Genomic DNA, 19,670 nt, shown 5'->3' on the forward strand with positions numbered 1-19,670 from the left:
GTTTCGCCCACCATCGACCCGTCCGATTGTGAGCGTCGTCACACCCTTGGGACGGAACAGGCCAGGCGGTAGGCTCCCCGTGCATCGGGAGCGTGAGCTTGCAGGTCATGGCTACGGAGGGGGACTGCGAGCAGATGAGTGCGACGGACGGAACCGCGGCGGCGCCGGTGTTACGGCGGGCCGAGATCGACGCCTGGTCCCGGTCGCTGGAAGCGCCCGGCGGCACGCTCACCGCGGTGGCCGGGGACCCCGGCACCGGCAAGACCTACCTACTCGCCGCCCTCGGCAACGAGGCCCGGCTGCGCGGGGTACGTACACTGACCGTCGGCGCCGCCGAGGCGGAACCCGGCGGACCGTACGGGATGTTCGGCCAGTTGCTGTCCGCGGGCGCCGACACCCTCGGCCCACGCGCCCGGGCGAGCGCGCAGCCGGTACTCGACGCCCTGCGCGGCGCCGCCGAGGACGTCGGAGGCGACGCGGAACGGGGTCTGGTGGCCGCCGTCCGCTCCTGTCTGCTGGACTGGGCGGACGCCCCGCTGCTGATCGCGCTGGACGACTTCCACCAGGCCGGCCCCGGGGACCAACGCCTCCTCGCGCACCTGCTGCGCCGCCCCGTGGACCGCGCCCCGCTCCACCTGGTCTTCGCGCAGCGGCCCCGCCAGGCGTCCTCCTGGCTGCTCGCCGCGATCGCGGACCGCGCCGAGCTGGGCCCCCTGCGAAGGATCGAGCTGGGTCCGCTCGGCCTCGCCGACTCCGCCGCGCTGCTGGGGCTGCGCACCGGTGACGAACTCGCCCGCCGGCTGCACCGGGAGAGCCACGGCATCCCGCTCTACCTGCGGCTGCTCGCCGAGGTCCCGCCCGGTGGCCCGCTCCCCCGCGCGACGGCCGACCGGCTCGCCGTGCGGCTCACCCCGGAGATCGACGCGCTCACCGCCGACGAGATCACGGTGGCCCACGCCGGTGCGGTGCTCGGCGACCGCTTCGACCTCGATCTGCTCGCCCAGGTGGCCGAGTTGAGCCCGGAACGCACCGGTTCGGCCATCGACCGGCTGTGCCGGCGCGATCTGCTGCGGGTCACCGACGACGCCCCCGGACTGTGCTTCCGGCACCCGCTGATCGGCCGTCTGCTGTACTCCCAGGCCGGCTCCCACTGGCGCACCCTCGCCCACGGCAGGGTGGCCGTCGTCCTGGCCGGCCAGGGAGCCTCCGCCGCCGAATGCGCCTGGCACATCGAGCGCGGCCTGGTGGTCCCGGACCCCGAGGACGTGGCGGTGCTCGCCCGTGCCGCCGAGGAGCGGATGGCCTGCGACCCCGACGCCGCGGTCCGCTGGCTCCGTGCCGCGCTGCGCCGGCTGCCCGGCGGCGGGGACTTCGCCGACCGGCGCGTCGAACTGCTGGTCGCGCTGGCCCGCACCCACGTCTCGGCCGGCCGCAGCACCCCCGCCCAGGAGCTGATCCGCGACATCATCAACCAGGCCCGCGCGGCCTCGTACCGGGTGCGCGTCGAGGCGGTGGCCTTCTGCGCCATCCTGGAGGCCACCCTCGGCCGGGACTCCGCGGCCTGCGACCAACTCGCCATCGAGCTGGACACGCTGCCCGCGGAGAAGCAGGCCGAGCTGGTGCCGTTGCTGCTCGGCCGGGCGACCGTGGCCTTCCTCGGCGGCCACCTGGACGACATCGACGACCTGGCCATCGCGTTGCGGCTGGCCCGCAAGCACCACATGATCCCGGCGGAGGCCGGGGCGCTGGTGCTGCGCGGCTTCTTCCACAGCCTCAACAACGACACGGAGACGGCCGAGCAGTCCCTCGCGCCCGGCCGCGCGATCCTCGACTCCTCCCCCGACGTGGCGCTGGCCGCGCACCCGGAGTACCTGCTGGTCCTCGGCTGGGCCGAGATCCTCGGGTGGCGGTTCGGCGACGCGGTGCGCCATCTGACCCGGGCCGCCGCGGTGATGCGCCAGCGCGGCGCCAACCACATGCTGCCGCTGGTCGTCAACGGCCTGTGCTACGCCTATCAGCAGATGGGGCGGCTGGCCGAGTCGCAGCGGGTGCTCGCCGACCACCAGTCGGTCTTCGTCTCGTTCGCCGCCGAGGCCCAGCGGATCCTGGGCTCCGCGCTGGAGAAGCGCGTCACCGTGCTGACCGAGGGCGCGGAGGAGACGGCCGGCGAACGGGTGCACGCGGACCCGTCCGGGCAGGTCGACCCATGCTCGTCGGACTGGAGCCGGCTGGCGGCGCTGTGTCTGGCGGACGCGGCCCGGATGGCCGGGCGCTTCGAGCCGAGCGCGGAACTGGTGCTGCGCGCCGGGGGCGGCCCTGAACTGCGGGAGCTGCCGACAGCGCTGCTGCCCATCGCCTTCGAGGCGCTGACGGCCGCCTCGCTGCACGTGGACGTCCCAGTACCGACGTGGGTGTCGGACGCGCGGGTCACCACCGGGATGCCGCACCACCGGGCCCACGTCCTGCTGGCCCAGGCCCATGTGGCCAAGAACGGGCGGAACTACCGGTCGGCGATGGTGTTGTACCGGAACGCGGCCGGGCTGTTCTCCACCGCGGGGATGATGTGCGCGCAGGCCCGGGCGCTGGTCCCGGCGGCGCAGTGCGCGGCGGAGGACGCCCGGCCGGAGGACGCGATGGCGTTGCTGACGGAGGCCGAGCAGCTGGCCGGGCAGTGCGAGGCCGGCCGGATCGCCTCCGAAGCGGGCCAGTGGCGGCGGCAGTTGGAGGGGCTGCCGGAACTCGGCGGGGCCACGGTGCTGCAACGGCTGGCCGAGCTGACCGAGCGGGAGCGGGAGGTGGCGGAGCTGGCCGCGTCGGGGGTGCGTACCCGGGAGATCGCGGAGCGGCTGACGCTCAGCCCGCGCACCATCGACGTCCATCTCACCCGGATCTACCGGAAGTTGGGGGTCAGGTCACGGGTGGCGCTGGCGGGGCTGCTGGCCACCGGCGGCGCGTACCAGCCCCGCGCCGCGGCCCGCTGAGGTGCGCGGGCCGCGGCGCGGGGGCGGTGCGGGCTGCCGGGTCAGGTCCCGGCGGTCTGCGGCTCGCCCGCCGCGGCCACCCGCTCGGCCGCGGTGTTGTGCCGCCGGATCAGTACGTGGGTGAGTTCGGCGACGATCAGCCCGGCGACGAAGAAGGCGGCGCCGATGAAGCCGAGGTTCTCCCCGCCGACCAGGTCGAGGCCGGCCGCGCCGACGACGCCGGCGAGTGAGGCGCCGACGAAGATGACCGAGCTGTTGAGGGAGATGGACAGCTGCGCGTCGGCCGGGGAGATGGTGATCAGCCGGTGCTGGAGGGGCACGATCAGCGAGAAGCCGGAGAGCCCCCACACGATGACCGCGGCGAACGCGGTGCCGAGCGCGGCGCCGGCCCACGGGGTGACCGCGAAGTCGACGGCGGCGACCAGCGCGGCGATGACGATCATGCCCCGGTTGCCGAGGCGGTCGGTGAGCGGGCCGGAGGCGAAGCTGCCGATCGCGCCGGCGATCCCGGAGGCCAGCAGCAGCACCGCGAGCGTGGTGCCGTTGCCGTCGGTGGCGCGGTGGAAGACCTGGCTGATGTAGGTGTTGATCACGTAGTTGCCGGTGAAGAAGAGCAGCGAGCCCAGCAGCGTGAGCGCGATCCGCGGGTTGCCGAGCGGGGCCAGCCTGCGCTGCCAGGGCACGGCGGGCGGCGCCGGGATCTTCTGCAGGAACGCGGCGGTGCCCACGGCGGCCAGCGCACCCACCGCGGCCACGAACCACATGGTGGAACGCCAGCCGAAGTGGCTGCCGATGAAGGTGCCGAGCGGCGCGCCGAGCGCGGTGGCCACCGACAGCCCGGCGGTGACGATGGAGAGCGCCTGGGCCCGCTTCTCCGGTGGCGCCAGCGAGGCGCCCGCGACGGTCGCCCCGGGTGTCACCGCGGCGGCGCCGACCCCGGCCAGGATCCGGAAGACGATGACCAGGGCGAAGTCGGGGGCGAGCGCGGTGGCGACGTTGGCCAGGATGAAGACGGTGAGCCCGGTGAGCAGGACCCGGTTGCGGGTCCAGCGGGCGGCGAGGACGGCGATCAGCGGCGAGCAGATGGCGTACGCCAGCGAATAGGCCGTCACCATCTGCCCGGCCGAGCCGACCCCTACGTGGAGGGAGCCCGCGACGTCCGGCAGCACACCGGCCACCACGAAGCTGTCCGTGCCGATTGCGAAGACCGCGAAGGTAAGAGGAAGCAGACGGCGAAACATACCAGTGATTGCTCCGTAGAATGAAGGACCCGGAAAAGCGAACGCCATCGGGCACGGACGATGTTAGGGCGGCGCCGGGACTCACGCCATGCTTAACGAGCCTGCGTGAATTCCCTTACCGGCGGCGGAAATTACCTAGCGCGCCGGTGGTTCCGCGGGGGAAACGGGGGGTTCATTTCGCGTGCCGCAGCACGTGTTCCAGATCGCGACCGGGGTTCACCAGCAGCCCGTAGCAGACACCGCCGACGGCGATGGCGACACCGAGCAGCAGGAAGGCGTGGGAGTAGCCCTGCGCCGGGGTCTTCGCCGCGTCCAGGACGACGCCGCCGAGCCAGGGGCTGATCACACCGCCGAGCGCGCCGAACGCGAGCGCCACCGCCAGCACCCGGGCCCGCTGGGCGGGCGGGGCGGTCTCCGCGACGGCCGGGTTGGACACCGACTGGACGGCCAGCGTCAGCCCGTAGCCGAGGACGACGAGCAGCAGCGCGGCGGGCACCGTCGTGGTCAGCGGGATGAGGGCGAGCAGCACCCCGCCCGCGGTCAGCACCGCGCCGCCGGCCACACCGCGTCCGATCCGCGACGAGCCGCCGCGCCGCAGCCGCCAGTCGCTCCACCAGCCCAGCGTGAACAGGAAGACCAGCCCGGCGACGTTGGGGAGCCCGAAGAGCGATCCGGCGGCGGCCTGGGAGAAGCCGAGCCCGGTCTGGAAGTAGGAGGGCAGCCAGGTGAGGACGACGGCGATGAGCATGTTGGAGACGAAGAGCCCGATGACCGAGCCGATGAAGGTACGGGTGAGGAGGATGGTGCGCAGTGGGGCGCGCGGGCCCTGCGGCGCCTGGTCGCGGCCACGAGCGCTCCGGTAGGGGCCGGCCCTACCCACCAGCCCCCACACCGCCGCCCACACCAGGCCGATCAGACCCACCACGAGGAACCCGGTCTGCCAGCCGAAGGCGATGACGACCGCCGTCAGCGCGGGGGCGAGGGCGAGCTTGGCCAGGGAGGCGCCGGAGGTCAGCAGCGCCGCCGGCACCCCGCGCCGGTCGTTGGGGAACCAGGTGTAGACGGTGGCGTGCGCGGCGGGGAAACCCGGCCCCTCGGTGGCCCCGAGCGCGAAGCGGGTGGCCAGCAGGACGGAGGCGGACGCGGCGAAGAACAGCGGGAGTTGGCTGAGCGACCACAGCACCGCCAGCACGCACAGCGCCGCCCTGGCCGGCATGCGGTCGGCGACGAAGCTGTACAGCAGGGCGGCCGGCGGACCCAGCAGGCCGGCCGCGGTGCCGACGAAGCCGAACTGGGCCGCCGACAGGTGCAGTTGGTGGATGACGGGCTGGGCCACCAGTCCCAGGATCACCTTGTCCAGGTAGGCGACGAGCGTGAAGCAGAACAGCAGCCCTGCCATCACCCGCCGCAGCCGGGGCTCGGTCCTGATGGCGGTGGACCCCTCGGTGCGGGACTCCGGCCCGCCTCGCAAGGTGGGGGACGCGGTCATGAGTGGGCTCTCTCGGTGGGTCGCGGGGCCGGGGTCTCGTCCTCGGCCAGCCGTTCGACGAGGTGGGTGACGAGGGCGCCGGGGGTGGCGTGTTCGAGCAGGGCGGTCAGCGGGATCTCCAGGCCGAGCGCCCCGCACAGCGCGTTGCGCAGTTCGAGGGTGGTCAGGGAGGTGAAGCCCAGGGCGAGGAACTCGGCCTCCGACTCGCTCCGGTCGAAGCCCTCCAGGCCGAGGACCCGGCAGGCGTGGTCGAGCACCACGTCGAGGAGGATCGCCGGACGCTCCGCGGGGTCGGCCTCGGCCAGTCGGCCGCGCAGTACGGCCGACTCGGCGTCGGCGACGGTCTCCTCGGCCTCTTCCGCGATCGCCTGCGCCACCACCTCCACCGTGCCGTTGGCGTCCAGCCAGTAGCGGCGGCGCTGGAAGGGGTAGCCGGGCAGGTCCACCCGCCGTCCCTCGGTGACCGCCTCGGCCCACCGCACCGGCGTTCCCGCGGCGAACAGTTCGGCCGCCCCGAGCAGCAGGGAACGTGTCTCCGGCTGGTTGCGGCGCAGGCCGGCCGCCGTGCGGTGATCTCCGGTGACGCCGTCCAGGCACTCCTGGGCCAGCGGGGTGAGCACCGCGTCCGGGCCCAGTTCGAAGAAGGTGGTGACGCCGAGCCCGGCGAGCCGGCCCACCCCGTCCCCGAAGCGTACGGTGCCCCGGATGTGGCGCACCCAGTAGTCGGGGGACCGCAGTTCGTCGGCGCGGGCCAGGTCGCCGGTCTCGTTGGAGACGATCGGGATCGTGGGCGGGTGGAAGGCCAGCCCGGCGAGTGCTTCGCGGAACGGTGGCAGCGCCGCGTCCATGTGCGGGGAGTGGAAGGCGTGGCTCACCTTCAGCCGCTTGGCCTGCCGTCCTCGGGAGCGCCAGCGCGCGGCCACCTCCATGACCACCCCGGCGTCCCCGGAGATCACGGTGGAGACGGGCCCGTTGACGGCGGCGACGGCGATCCGCGCCCGCTCGTCGTCGCGGAGGTCGGCCAGCGAGGCGCGTACCTCGTTCTCCCCGGCGCGGATGGAGACCATCGCGCCGCCGGACGGGGCCTGACCCATCAGCCGTCCCCGGGCGGCCACCAGTCGGCACGCGTCGGCCAGGTCGAGCACCCCGGCCGCGTGCGCCGCCGTCACCTCGCCGATGGAGTGTCCCAGCAGGTAGTCGGGGACCACGCCCCACCGTTCCAGCAGCCGGAACAGTGCCACCTCGACGGCGAACAGGCCCGCCTGGGTGTAGCGGGTGGTGTCGAGCCGGGCCGCCTCCGCGGTGCCGGGTCCGGCGAAGAGCACGTCCCGCAGGGGGGTGTCGAGATGCGGGTCCAGGTGCGCGCAGACCGCGTCGAACGCCTCGGCGTAGGCGGGGACCTCGGCGTACAACTCCCGTCCCATGCCGAGCCGTTGGCTGCCCTGGCCGGAGAAGAGGAACGCGGTGCGCCCGCCGGGACGGGCCCGGCCGAGGACGACGCCGGGTCCGGTGCGCCCCTCGGCGACGGCCCGCAGCCCGGAACGGAGCGCCGCGCGGTCCTCGCCGACGACCACCGCGCGTGACGGCAGCGCCTGGCGGCCGGCGAGGGTGAACGCGACGTCTCCGGCGCGCAGTTCGGGCCGGGTGTCCAGCGCGTGGCCGAGCCGGTCGGCGGCGGCCCGCAGCGCGTCCTGGCCGCGCGCGGAGAGCACCCAGGCGCGGGCGCCCTTGTCGGCCTCGGGGTCCAGTGGTGTCTCGGCGGGGGCCTCTTCCAGGACGACGTGGGCGTTGGTGCCGCTGATGCCGAAGGAGGAGACCCCGGCGCGGCGCGGACCGGGGCCGGCGGTCCACGGGACGGCCTCGGTCAGCAGGGCGAGGGGCCCCGCTGACCAGTCCAGATGGGGCGAGGGGCGCTCGGCGTGCCGGGTGGCCGGGAGGGTTCCGTGGCCCATGGCGAGTACGGTCTTGACGACCCCGGCGACCCCGGCGGCGGCCTGGGTGTGCCCGATGTTGGACTTCACCGATCCCAGCCACAGCGGCCGGTCGCGGCCCTCGCCGAAGACCTGTTGCAGCGCCTGGGCCTCCACCGGATCGCCCAGCGGGGTGCCGGTGCCGTGTGCTTCGATCGCGTCGATGTCCTGCGGGCGCAGCCCGGCGTCGGCGAGCGCGGCGCGGATGACGCATTGCTGGGAGGCGCCGTTGGGTGCGGTGAGCCCGTTGGTGGCGCCGTCCTGGTTGACGGCGGTGCCACGGACCAGGGCGAGGACCCGGTGGCCGTTGCGGCGGGCGTCGGAGAGCCGCTCCAGGGCCAGCAGACCGACGCCCTCGGCGAATCCGACACCGTCCGCGTCGGCGGAGAAGGACTTGCAGCGCCCGTCCGGTGACAGCCCTCGCTGGCGGCTGAACTCGGTGAACAGCTGCGGGGTGGAGAGCACCGTGGCGCCGCCCGCCAGCGCCAGCGAGCACTCGTCGCGGCGCAGCGCGGCACAGGCCAGGTGGAGGGCGACGAGCGAGGAGGAGCAGGCGGTGTCCACGGTGACGGCGGGGCCGTGGAGTCCGAAGGTGTAGGCGATGCGGCCGGAGGCGACGCTGGCGGTCGTCCCGTTGCCGATGAAGCCCTCGCACTCCTCGGGCACCTGCCGCAGCCGGGTGCCGTAGTCGCTGTACATCAACCCGACGTAGACGCCGGTGCGGCTGCCGCGCAGGGCCTCGGGGTCGAGGCCGGAGCGCTCCAGGACGTCCCAGGCGGCTTCCAGCAGGAGGCGTTGCTGGGGATCGGTGGCGAGCGCCTCGCGGGGGCTCATCCCGAAGAACGCGGCGTCGAAGTCGGCCGCGTCGTGCAGGAAGCCGCCGTCGCGGACGTAGGAGGTGCCGGGGTGCGCGGGGTCGGGGTGGTGGAGGGCGTCCAGGTCCCATCCCCGGTCGGCGGGGAACCCGGTGATGGCGTCGCCCCGGTCGGCGAGCAACCGCCACAGGCCTTCCGGGCCGTCGACGCCGCCGGGGAGGCGGCAGCTCATGCCGACGATGGCGATGGGTTCGTGGCGTGCGGCCTCGACGGCGGCGAGTCGCTGCTGGGTGTCGTGGAGGCGGGTGGTGACCCACTTGAGGTATTCGACGAGCTGTTCCGGGTCGGGGGTGGGGTTCGGGGCGGTCTCGGCGGTCATGCGGATCGGCTCCCTTCGGGCGTGGTGGACGGCGGGTTGGTGTCGTCCGCGCGTCCCAGTTCGCGGTCGATGAACCGCATGACGTCGTCGACGCCGGACCGCCGGATGAAGTCGGCGACGGCGGCGTGGTCGGTGGTGTGACCGGGTGTCCTCGGTGTGTGGTGTGCCGGTTCGGCCGGTGCGGGTAGTGTCGGCGGTTCCAGCCGGCTGTTGAGTTCGGCGGCGACGGCGGCCGGGGTCGCGGCGTCGTAGACGAGGGTGGCGGGCAGTCGCAGGCCGGTGGACTCGCCGAGGCGGTTGCGCAGTTCGACGGAGGTCAGCGAGTCGAAGCCCAGGTCGGTGAAGGCCCGGTCGGGGTCGGGCAGGTCGCCGGTGCCGTAGCGCAGGACGGCCGCGACGGTGGCCCGGACGTGGTCGAGCAGCAGCGCCTCGCGTTCGGCGGTGGTCTCCAGCGCGGCGAGCCGGCGTGGCAGGTCGGCCGTTCCGCCGGTGGTGACGCGGCGCCGCACGGTCGGGGCCATCCGCAGCAGGATGTCGGGCAGCCGGTCTTCCTCGGCGAGGCTCCGCAGCGCCGCGGGGTCGGTGTCGACGGGCGCGAGGTGCGGGCGGGGCGTGGCGAGGGCGGCGTCGAGGCGGACCAGGGCGTCGCCGGCTTCGGTGGGCCGTACCCCGCCGCGGGCCAGCCGGGCGAGGTCGTCCTCGTCCAGCCGTCCGGCCATGCCCGCGCCGGACCACACGCCCCAGGCGAGCGAGGCGGACGGCAGGCCGGTGGCGTGCCGGTGCTGGCTGAGCGCGTCGAGGAAGGCGTTGCCCGCGGCGTAGGCGCTCTGCCCGGGGTTTCCGGCGAGGGCGGCGAAGGAGGAGAAGAGCACGAACGCCGTCAGGTCCGCGTCGGCGGTGAGCCGGTGGAGGTTCCAGGCGGCGTGTGTCTTCGCCCGCAGGACGCGGTCGAGTTGGCCGGGCCGGAGGGTGGCGATCGTGGCGTCCTCGACGACTCCGGCGGTGTGGACGACGGCGGTGAGGGGGTGGTCGGCGGGGATGGTGGCCAGCAGTGCGGCGAGGGCGTCGTGGTCGGCGGCGTCGCAGGCGGCGACGCGGACGGTGGCGCCCAGTGCGGTCAGTTCCTCGGTGAGCCGGTCGGCGCCGGGGGCCTGCTCGCCCTGCCTGCTGATCAGCAGCAGGTGGCGGGCGCCGTGCCGTTCGGCCAGGTGACGGGCGACCAGACCGCCGAGGGCACCGGTACCACCGGTGATCAGGACCGTCCCGGCGGGGTCGAGGTGGCCGGCGGGGCGTCCGGCGGGGGGCGCGGGGACGAGTCGGGGTACGCGCAGCAGCCCGGCGCGGAGTGCGGCCTGGGGGTGTCCGGCGGCGAGGGCGGTGGGGAGGGCGCGTACCGAGTCGTCGTCGGTGTCGAGCAGCAGGATCCGGCCGGGGTGTTCGTTCTGCGCGGAACGCAGCAGTCCCCACAGGGGAGCGGCGGCCAGGTCGGTGACGTCCTCCTCGGTGGCTGCGGCGACGGCGCGGCGGGTGACGAAAGCGAGCCGGGTGTCGGCCCACCGTTCGTCGGCCAGCCATCGGGTGATCAGCTCGACGGTGTCGTGCAGGACGGTCTGGGCGGCGGGGACGGGGTCGGGGTCGCCGGATCCGGTGCAGGTGGTGATGAGCAGCCGGGACGGCGGGGCGTCGTCGAGGACGGCGGCGCGGGCGAGCGGGGTGGGGGTGAGGTCGGCGAGGCCGAGCGGGTCCGCACCGAGGAGGGTCCAGCCGGACGTCGTGGTGGGGGGCGTGGGGGTTTCGGCGGCGGGCCAGTCGAGGACGAGCCCGTCGGGGTTGGCGAGCGCCGAAAGCGCGGACGCCGGCACCCGGCCGGTGGTCAGCGCGCCGATGGCGGCCACCGGACGGCCCTGCTCGTCGGTGACGTCGAGGGCGAGGTCGTCGTCGCCGGCGGGGGTGATGCGGATCCGCAGGACGGTGGCGCCGGTGGCGTGCAGGCGGGCGCCGGCCCAGGAGACCGGCAGACGGATGCCGCGGGGGCCGGCCTCGGACACCGCGGCGGCGGCCGGCACGTGGAGTGCCGCGTCGAGCGCCGCGGGGTCGAGGGCGAAGCCGGACGCCCCGTCGCCGGGGTGCGGTTCGGCGGACACCTCGGCGTACAGCGTGCCGTCGTCGCCCCGCCAGGCCGCGCGCAGGCGGCGGAACGCGGGTCCGTACGCGTATCCGTGCTCGGCGAGCCGGTCGTACAGGCCGGTGAGGTCGACGGGTGTGGCCGCCGGGGGCCAGGCCGCCGGGGGTGTGGTGTCGGGGGCGGCGGGACGGGGGGCGGGGGTGAGCAGGCCGGTCGCGTGCCGGGTCCAGGTGCCGGAGGCTCCGGCGGAGTGCACGGCGACCGCGCGCCGCCCGGAGTCGTCGGGCGGTTCGACGGTGATGCGCAGCCGGACCGCGGTGCCTTCGGGGATGGGGACGGGGCTCTCCAGACGCAGTGACTGCACGGCGGGGCTGCCGGTTCGTTCCCCGGCCGTCAGCGCGAGGTCGAGCAACGCGGTGGCGGGGAGCAGGGCGGTGCCGAGGATGGCGTGGTCGGCGAGCCAGGGGTGGGTGGCCAGGGATATCTGGCCGGTGAGCACCGTGCGTTCCCGGTCGGGCGGGCCGGCCGGATCGGTCAGGTCGATCGCGGCGGTCAGCAGCGGGTGGTCGACCCGGTCCAGGCCGAGCGCGTCGGCACCGGCGGGGGCCGGGGCGGGGGCGTCCAGCCAGTGGCGGGTGCGCTGGAAGGGGTAGGTGGGCAGGTCGATGTGGCGGGCGCCGGGGAAGACCGCGTCCCAGTCGGGGCGGTGGCCGTGCACGGCCACCTGGGCGAGTGCGGTGGCGACGGTGTGGCTCTCCTCGGTGTCGCGCCGCAGCACGGGGAAGGCGACGGGTGCGTCCAGGCAGTCCTGGGTCATGGCGGTGAGTACGCCGTCGGGGCCGAGTTCGAGGTAGGTGCGGACGCCCTGTTGGTGCAGGGTGGCGATGCCGTCGGCGAACCGTACCGCCTGCCGGATATGCCGTGACCAGTACCCGGCGGACCCCAGCTCCTCGGCGGTTGCCAGGGCGCCGGTGACGTTGGAGACCAGCGGGATCGACGGCGCACCGAAGGAGAGCCCCGCCACCAGCGCCTCGAACTCCGCCAGCACACCGTCCATGTGGAACGAGTGGAACGCGTGGCTCACCGCCAGCCGGCGCGTACGCCGCCCCAACCCGGCGAACCGCTGCGCCACAGCCTCCACGGCTTGGGCATCGCCGGAAATCACCACGGAACGCGGCCCGTTGACCGCCGCGATCCCCATCCCCTGGACGAGGGCGGCCAGCACCTCCTCCTCGGACGCCTCCACCGCCACCATCGCACCGTCCAACGCCACCGAGCCCATCAGCCGGCCCCGGTGCGCCACCAGCACGCAGGCATCCTCCAGCGACAGCACACCCGCCGCATGCGCCGCCGCCACCTCACCGACCGAATGACCGATCAGGAAATCCGGACGCACCCCGCAATGCTCCAGCAGCCGGAACAACGCCACCTCGACCGCGAACAACGCCGCCTGCGTGAACTGCGTCCGGTCCAGCAAACCCGCATCCGCGCTGCCCGCAGGCGCGAACACCACGTCCCGAAGAGGCCGTTCCAGCAGCCCGTCCAGCCTGGCGCACACCTCGTCGAACGCCGCCGCGAACACCGGCGACGCCGTATACAACCCCCGGCCCATCCCCACCCGCTGACTGCCCTGACCACTGAAGAGGAACGCCAGCTTGGCGTCCGGGGCGTCGGAGGCGGTGAGGGGTGTGGTGTCGCCCTGGGCGAGGGCTGCCAGGCCGGCGCGGAAGTCGGCGAGTCGGCGGCCGACGACGAAGCCGCGGACGTCGAGGGTGGTGCGCCGGGCGGCGAGGACGTGGCCGATGTCGGCCGGGTCGGCGTCGGGGTGTGCGTCGAGGAAGGCGAGGAGCCCGGCGGCGCGGGCGGCCAGGGCGGTGCCGGTGCGGGCGGAGAGCATCCACGGCACGGTGTCGAGCGCAGGGGTCACCGGCTCGTGGACGGGTTCTTCCTCGGGTGCTTCTTCGAGGATGAGGTGGGCGTTGGTGCCGCTGATCCCGAACGCCGAGACCCCCGCCCGCCGCGGACGCCCCTCGGTCCGCGGCCACTCCACCGACTCCCGCACCACCTCCACCGCACCGGAGGACCAGTCCACATGCCGCGACACCTCACCCACATGCAACGACGCCGGCACCCTCCCATGCCCCATGGCCAACACCATCTTCAACACACCAGCCACACCCGCAGCCGCCTGCGTATGCCCCAGATTCGACTTCACCGAACCCAACAACAACGGCCGGACCCGCTCCACACCCCCATACGTCGCCAACAACGCCTGCGCCTCGACCGGATCCCCCAACGCCGTACCCGTCCCATGCGCCTCCACCACATCAACCTCACCCGCACCCACCCCCGACACCGCCAACGCAGAACGCACCACCCGCTCCTGCGACGGACCATTCGGCGCCGTCAAACCATTCGACGCACCATCCTGATTCACCGCCGAACCCCGCACCACCGCCAACACCCGACGACCATGACGCCGCGCATCCGACAACCGCTCCAACAACACCAGCCCCACACCCTCGGACCAGCCCGTCCCATCCGCAGCATCCGAAAACGCCTTGCACCGCCCATCCACCGACAAACCCCGCTGCCGACTGAACTCCACAAACGTCGACGGCGTCGACATCACCGTCACCCCACCCGCAACCGCCAACGAACACTCCCCCGCCCGCAACGCACCCACCGCCAGATGCATCGACACCAACGACGAAGAACACGCCGTATCCACCGTGACCGCAGGCCCCTCCAAACCAAACGTGTACGCCACCCGACCCGACGCCACACTCCCCGCACTCCCCGTCCCCACATACCCCTCAACCACCGCAGGCAACGGACGCAGACGCGACGCATAATCGTTGTACATCACCCCCACGAACACACCCGCATCCACACCCCGCAACCCCGCAACATCAAACCCCGCCCGCTCGAACAACTCCCACGACGCCTCCAACAACAACCGCTGCTGCGGATCAATCGCCACCGCCTCACGCGGCGACACCCCGAAAAACTCCGCATCAAACAAATCCGCATCATGCAAAAACCCACCACGCCGCACATACGACGTCCCCACACAATCCGGATCATCATCGAACAACGACCCCAGATCCCAACCCCGATTCACCGGAAAACCCGAAACCACATCACCCCCACCCTCCAACAACCCCCACAACCCCTCCGGAGACGACACCCCACCCGGAAAACGACACGCCATCCCCACCACCGCAATCGGCTCCGCCGGGTCGGCGACGGTGACCTCGGCGCGGGCCGGCGCACCGCTGCCTTCCGGGAAGAGCGCGGCGTGCAGGTGCTCGGCGAGCGCCAGGGGCGTCGGGTGGTCGAAAACGAGCGTCGCGGTGAGCCGCAGGCCGGTCCTGGCGGCCAGCCGGTTGCGCAGTTCGACGGCGGTGAGCGAGTCGAAGCCCGCGTCGCTGAAGTTGCGGTCGACGGCGACGGCGCCGGGACCCTCGTGACCCAGCACGTCGGCGACCTGGCTCCGTACCAGGGCGAGCAGTTCGCGTCCGCGTTCCTCGGGGGTGCGCTCGCGCAGCCGCTCGGCGAGGGTGTCGCCGCGTCCGGGCCGGGTCTTCTCCCGGCGCGCCGTCCGGCCGGCGAGGCCGCGCAGCAGGGGCAGCGCCGCGTCGCCTTCGGCGCGGATGCGTGCGAGGTCGAACCGGGCCGCGACCGGCACCGGTTCCGTGGTGGCGCGGGCGGCGTCGAGGAGTGCGGTGCCCTGGTCGTCGGAGAGGGCGAGGATGCCGCCGCGTTCCAGCCGGGCCAGTTCGGTGGCGCCGAGGTGGCCGGTGAGCGCGCTCGACCTGCTCCACAACCCCCAGGCCGGTGACACGGCCGGCAGTCCCCTGGCGCGGCGGTGTTGTGCGAGTGCGTCGAGGAAGGTGTTGGCGGAGGCGTAGTTGGCCTGTCCCGGGTTGCCGACGACGCCGGCCAGGGAGGAGAAGAGCACGAACTCCTTGATGTCCAGGCCGGCGGTGAGCCGGTGGAGGTTCCAGGCGGCGTCGGTCTTGGGGCGCAGGACCCGGCGCAGTCGCGGGGTGTCGAGGGCGGTGACGACGGCGTCGTCCACGACTCCGGCGGTGTGGACGACGGCGGTGAGGGGGTGGTCGGCGGGGATGGTGGCCAGCAGTGCGGCGAGGGCGTCGTGGTCGGCGGCGTCGCAGGCGGCGACGCGGACGGTGGCGCCCAGTGCGGTCAGTTCCTCGGTGAGCCGGTCGGCGCCGGGGGCCTGCTCGCCCTGCCTGCTGATCAGCAGCAGGTGGCGGGCGCCGTGCCGTTCGGCCAGGTGACGGGCGACCAGACCGCCGAGGGCACCGGTGCCACCGGTGATCAGGACCGTCCCGGCGGGGTCGACGGCGGGAGCGTGGGGTTCTCCCGTCGGCCGGGTGCGGACGAGCCGGGGGGTGTACACCTCGTCGGCGCGCAGGGCCAGTTGTGCCTCACCGGTCGCCAGGGCGGCGGGGACGGCCGAGGTGGCGCGTGCGGAGCCGTCGGTGTCGAGGAGGACGAGGCGGTCCGGGTTCTCCGTCTGGGCGCTGCGCACCAGCCCCCACACCGGCGCGTGGGCGAGCCCGTCCACCTGGTCGCCGGTCCGGACGGCGAGGGCGTCGCGGGTGACCAGGACGAGGCGGGACGCGGCGAACGTGTCGTCGGACAGCCAGGCCCGCAGCAGGGTGAGGGTGTGTTCGGCGGTGTCGCCGGCGTGTTCCGCGGTGTTCGCGTCGGCGTCTTCGGCGGCGCGTTCGGCGGGGTGCTCGGCGCAGGGGGCGAGGACCCAGCGCGGGACGGGGTGGCGTCCGGTGGCGATCGCCTCGGAGAGGGCTCCCAGGTTGGCGAAGGCCGGAGCGTCGAGGTCGAGGGTGCCGAGGACGGCGAGCGGTTCGCCGGTGGCGGCCGGGGCGGGCAGCCGGGTCCACTCCAGGTGGTGGAGCGGGGGCGCGGGCACGGCGGAGGGGGTCAGGGCGCGCAGCGTCAGGGAGTCGACGGTGGCGACGGTGGCGCCGTCGGCGTCGGTGAGGTGGAGGGCGAGCGTGCCGTCGGCGGCGAACGTCAGCCGCGCGTGGGCGGGGTCACCTGCCTGCGAGAAGAGGCGGACGCCGGACCAGTGGAAGGGGACGCTGATCCGGTCCGCGACCGGTCCGCCGTCCCGGAGGGCGACGGCGTGCAGCGCGGCGTCGAGGAGCGCGGGGTGGACGGCGAAGCCGGGGCGGGGCTCAGGTTCGGTGTCCGCGTGGTGTGCCGGTTCGGGGCCGAGGTCGACGTACAGTTCGTCGCCCTTCAGCCATGCGGCGCGTACGGCACGGAACGCCGGGCCGTAGTGGTAGCCGAGTTCGGCGAGGTGTTCGTAGAGGGCGCCGGTGTCGAGCTGTTGGGCGCCGTGCGGGGGCCGGGTGCCGGGGTCGTCCGTGGCGGGTGCGGCGTCGGGGGTGGGGGCGAGGCGGCCGGTGGCGTGGCGGGTCCACGCCTCGTCGTCCTCGGTGCCGGAGGGCCGGGAGTGGATGGAGACGGGGAGGTGTCCGTCGTCGTCCGCGCGGCCGACGGCGATCTGGAGGTCGGTGCCGGCTCCGTCGGGGATCGGCAGCGGGGCCTCGATGGTGAGTTCGGCGACGGTGCCGTGGCCGAGTTGTTCCCCAGCGGAGCAGGCGAGTTCGACGAAGGCGGTGCCGGGGAGGAGGGGGGTGCCGTCGATGGTGTGGTCGACCAGCCAGGGGTGGGTGGCCGGGGAGAGCCGGCCGGTGAGCAGCAGGCCGTCGTCGTTGGCGATGCGCACGGCGGCGGCGAGCACCGGGTGGTCGACGGTACGCAGGCCCGGGGCGGTGGCGCCGGACGGGCCGGGGGTGACGGCCTCCAGCCAGTAGCGGCGGCGCTGGAAGGGGTAGGTGGGCAGGTCGACGCGGCGGGCGCCGGTGCCGGAGTGGAAGGCGTGCCAGTCCACCGCTCCGCCGCGCACGTGGACGGCGCCGAGCGCGCGGGCGAGGGCGGTGCGGTCGTCCTCCTTGGCGCGCAGGACGGGGGCGAGGTGGATGTGGGGTTCGCCGTCGGTGTCGGTGTCGGCTTCCGGCAGGCACAGGCGGGTCATGGCGGTGAGTACGCCGTCGGGGCCGAGTTCGAGGTAGGTGCGGACACCCTGCTGGTGCAGGGTGGCGATGCCGTCGGCGAACCGTACCGCCTGCCGGATATGACGCGACCAGTACCCGGCGGACGCCAACTCCTCCGCCGTTGCCAGGGCGCCGGTGACGTTGGAGACCAACGGGATCGACGGCGCACCAAAGGAAAGCCCCGCCACCAGCGCCTCGAACTCCGCCAGCACACCGTCCATGTGGAACGAGTGGAACGCGTGGCTCACCGCCAGCCGGCGCGTACGCCGCCCCAACCCGGCGAACCGCTGCGCCACAGCCTCCACGGCTTGGGCATCGCCGGAAATCACCACGGAACGCGGCCCGTTGACCGCCGCGATCCCCATCCCCTGGACGAGGGCGGCCAGCACCTCCTCCTCGGACGCCTCCACCGCCACCATCGCACCGTCCAACGCCACCGAGCCCATCAGCCGGCCCCGGTGCGCCACCAGCACGCAGGCATCCTCCAGCGACAGCACACCCGCCGCATGCGCCGCCGCCACCTCACCGACCGAATGACCGATCAGGAAATCCGGACGCACCCCGCAATGCTCCAGCAGCCGGAACAACGCCACCTCGACCGCGAACAACGCCGCCTGCGTGAACTGCGTCCGGTCCAGCAAACCCGCATCCGCGCTGCCCGCAGGCGCGAACACCACGTCCCGAAGAGGCCGTTCCAGCAGCCCGTCCAGCCTGGCGCACACCTCGTCGAACGCCGCCGCGAACACCGGCGACGCCGTATACAACCCCCGGCCCATCCCCACCCGCTGACTGCCCTGACCACTGAAGAGGAACGCCAGCTTGCCGAGGTGGCCTCGGGCGCCGGTGACGGCGTTGCCGACGGTGCCCTCCTCGGCGAGGGAGCGCAGCGCGCGCTGGAGGTGTTCCGGGTCCTGGCCGACGACGGCCGCGCGGCGGTCCAGTGCGGTGCGGGTGGTGGCGAGGGAGAAGGCGAGGTCGCGGGGGCGGGTGTCCGGGTGGGCGGCGATCCAGTCGGCCAGGACGGCGGCGGTGGCGCGCAGGCCGTCCTCGGAGGGCGCGGACAGCAGCAGGGGTGCGGTCAGGTCGGTGGTGACCTCTTCGGGTTCGTCGTCGAACTCGGGTGCTTCTTCGAGGATGAGGTGGGCGTTGGTGCCGCTGATCCCGAACGCCGAGACCCCCGCCCGCCGCGGACGCCCCTCGGTCCGCGGCCACTCCACCGACTCCCGCACCACCTCCACCGCACCGGAGGACCAGTCCACATGCCGCGACACCTCACCCACATGCAACGACGCCGGCACCCTCCCATGCCCCATGGCCAACACCATCTTCAACACACCAGCCACACCCGCAGCCGCCTGCGTATGCCCCAGATTCGACTTCACCGAACCCAACAACAACGGCCGGACCCGCTCCACACCCCCATACGTCGCCAACAACGCCTGCGCCTCGACCGGATCCCCCAACGCCGTACCCGTCCCATGCGCCTCCACCACATCAACCTCACCCGCACCCACCCCCGACACCGCCAACGCAGAACGCACCACCCGCTCCTGCGACGGACCATTCGGCGCCGTCAAACCATTCGACGCACCATCCTGATTCACCGCCGAACCCCGCACCACCGCCAACACCCGACGACCATGACGCCGCGCATCCGACAACCGCTCCAACAACACCAGCCCCACACCCTCGGACCAGCCCGTCCCATCCGCAGCATCCGAAAACGCCTTGCACCGCCCATCCACCGACAAACCCCGCTGCCGACTGAACTCCACAAACGTCGACGGCGTCGACATCACCGTCACCCCACCCGCAACCGCCAACGAACACTCCCCCGCCCGCAACGCACCCACCGCCAGATGCATCGACACCAACGACGAAGAACACGCCGTATCCACCGTGACCGCAGGCCCCTCCAAACCAAACGTGTACGCCACCCGACCCGACGCCACACTCCCCGCACTCCCCGTCCCCACATACCCCTCAACCACCGCAGGCAACGGACGCAGACGCGACGCATAATCGTTGTACATCACCCCCACGAACACACCCGCATCCACACCCCGCAACCCCGCAACATCAAACCCCGCCCGCTCGAACAACTCCCACGACGCCTCCAACAACAACCGCTGCTGCGGATCAATCGCCACCGCCTCACGCGGCGACACCCCGAAAAACTCCGCATCAAACAAATCCGCATCATGCAAAAACCCACCACGCCGCACATACGACGTCCCCACACAATCCGGATCATCATCGAACAACGACCCCAGATCCCAACCCCGATTCACCGGAAAACCCGAAACCACATCACCCCCACCCTCCAACAACCCCCACAACCCCTCCGGCGACGACACCCCACCCGGAAAACGACACGCCATCCCCACCACCGCAATCGGCTCCACGGCACGGGCCCGGACGTCGGCCAGCTGGCGGCGGGTCCGCTGCAGCTCGCCGGTGGCGCGCTTGAGGTAGTCGCGAAGCTTCTGCTCGTTGTCCATCAAAGGCTCCATAGAAACGCTCTGCCGGGCGGATGACGGTCGTGCCGGAGGGTCGA

At 73.4% G+C, this 19,670-nt stretch carries 5 protein-coding genes; 1 reads left to right on the forward strand and 4 read right to left on the reverse strand.

Going from position 1 to position 19,670, the window contains the following annotated elements; translation table 11 throughout:
* Positions 1 to 107 precede the first annotated feature (107 nt).
* Positions 108 to 2,981 carry a helix-turn-helix transcriptional regulator gene (locus tag SCATT_RS28595; protein WP_014151934.1) on the forward strand — a complete coding sequence of 958 codons (2,874 nt, stop codon included), beginning with the start codon at positions 108 to 110 and terminating at the stop codon, positions 2,979 to 2,981.
* 41 nt (positions 2,982 to 3,022) lie between these two features.
* On the opposite strand, the gene SCATT_RS28600 is transcribed toward SCATT_RS28595, so the two are convergent.
* The 4 genes from SCATT_RS28600 to SCATT_RS28615 all read right to left on the reverse strand — a co-directional run bounded on the left by SCATT_RS28600 (position 3,023) and on the right by SCATT_RS28615 (position 19,617).
* Positions 3,023 to 4,222: an MFS transporter gene (locus SCATT_RS28600; RefSeq protein WP_014151933.1), complete on the reverse strand. Its 1,200-nt coding sequence runs from the start codon at positions 4,220 to 4,222 to the stop codon at positions 3,023 to 3,025.
* 172 nt (positions 4,223 to 4,394) lie between these two features.
* The gene (locus tag SCATT_RS28605; RefSeq protein WP_014151932.1) at positions 4,395 to 5,711 is read right to left on the reverse strand and encodes an MFS transporter; all 1,317 of its coding nucleotides are present in this window, start codon (positions 5,709 to 5,711) and stop codon (positions 4,395 to 4,397) included.
* Entirely contained in the window at positions 5,708 to 8,881 is a 3,174-nt protein-coding gene (locus SCATT_RS28610) for a type I polyketide synthase (protein ID WP_231904995.1), read from the reverse strand. The genes SCATT_RS28605 and SCATT_RS28610 overlap by 4 nt, the downstream gene beginning before the upstream one ends.
* Positions 8,872 to 19,617 carry a type I polyketide synthase gene (locus SCATT_RS28615; RefSeq protein ID WP_407696583.1) on the reverse strand — a complete coding sequence of 3,582 codons (10,746 nt, stop codon included), beginning with the start codon at positions 19,615 to 19,617 and terminating at the stop codon, positions 8,872 to 8,874. Before SCATT_RS28615 ends, SCATT_RS28610 begins: the two co-directional genes overlap by 10 nt.
* Between the last annotated feature and the right edge of the window lie 53 nt (positions 19,618 to 19,670).

Origin of the sequence: Streptantibioticus cattleyicolor NRRL 8057 = DSM 46488 (genome assembly GCF_000240165.1) — a bacterium.
GTDB classification, from domain to species: Bacteria; Actinomycetota; Actinomycetes; order Streptomycetales; family Streptomycetaceae; genus Streptantibioticus; species Streptantibioticus cattleyicolor.

Bases quoted from the DNA above. Each gene is read 5' to 3' on its own strand.
- SCATT_RS28595 (WP_014151934.1), top strand. From the start codon at position 108: ATGGCTACGGAGGGGGACTGCGAGCAGATGAGTGCGACGGACGGAACC.
- SCATT_RS28600 (WP_014151933.1), bottom strand. From the start codon at position 4,222: ATGTTTCGCCGTCTGCTTCCTCTTACCTTCGCGGTCTTCGCAATCGGC.
- SCATT_RS28605 (WP_014151932.1), bottom strand. From the start codon at position 5,711: ATGACCGCGTCCCCCACCTTGCGAGGCGGGCCGGAGTCCCGCACCGAG.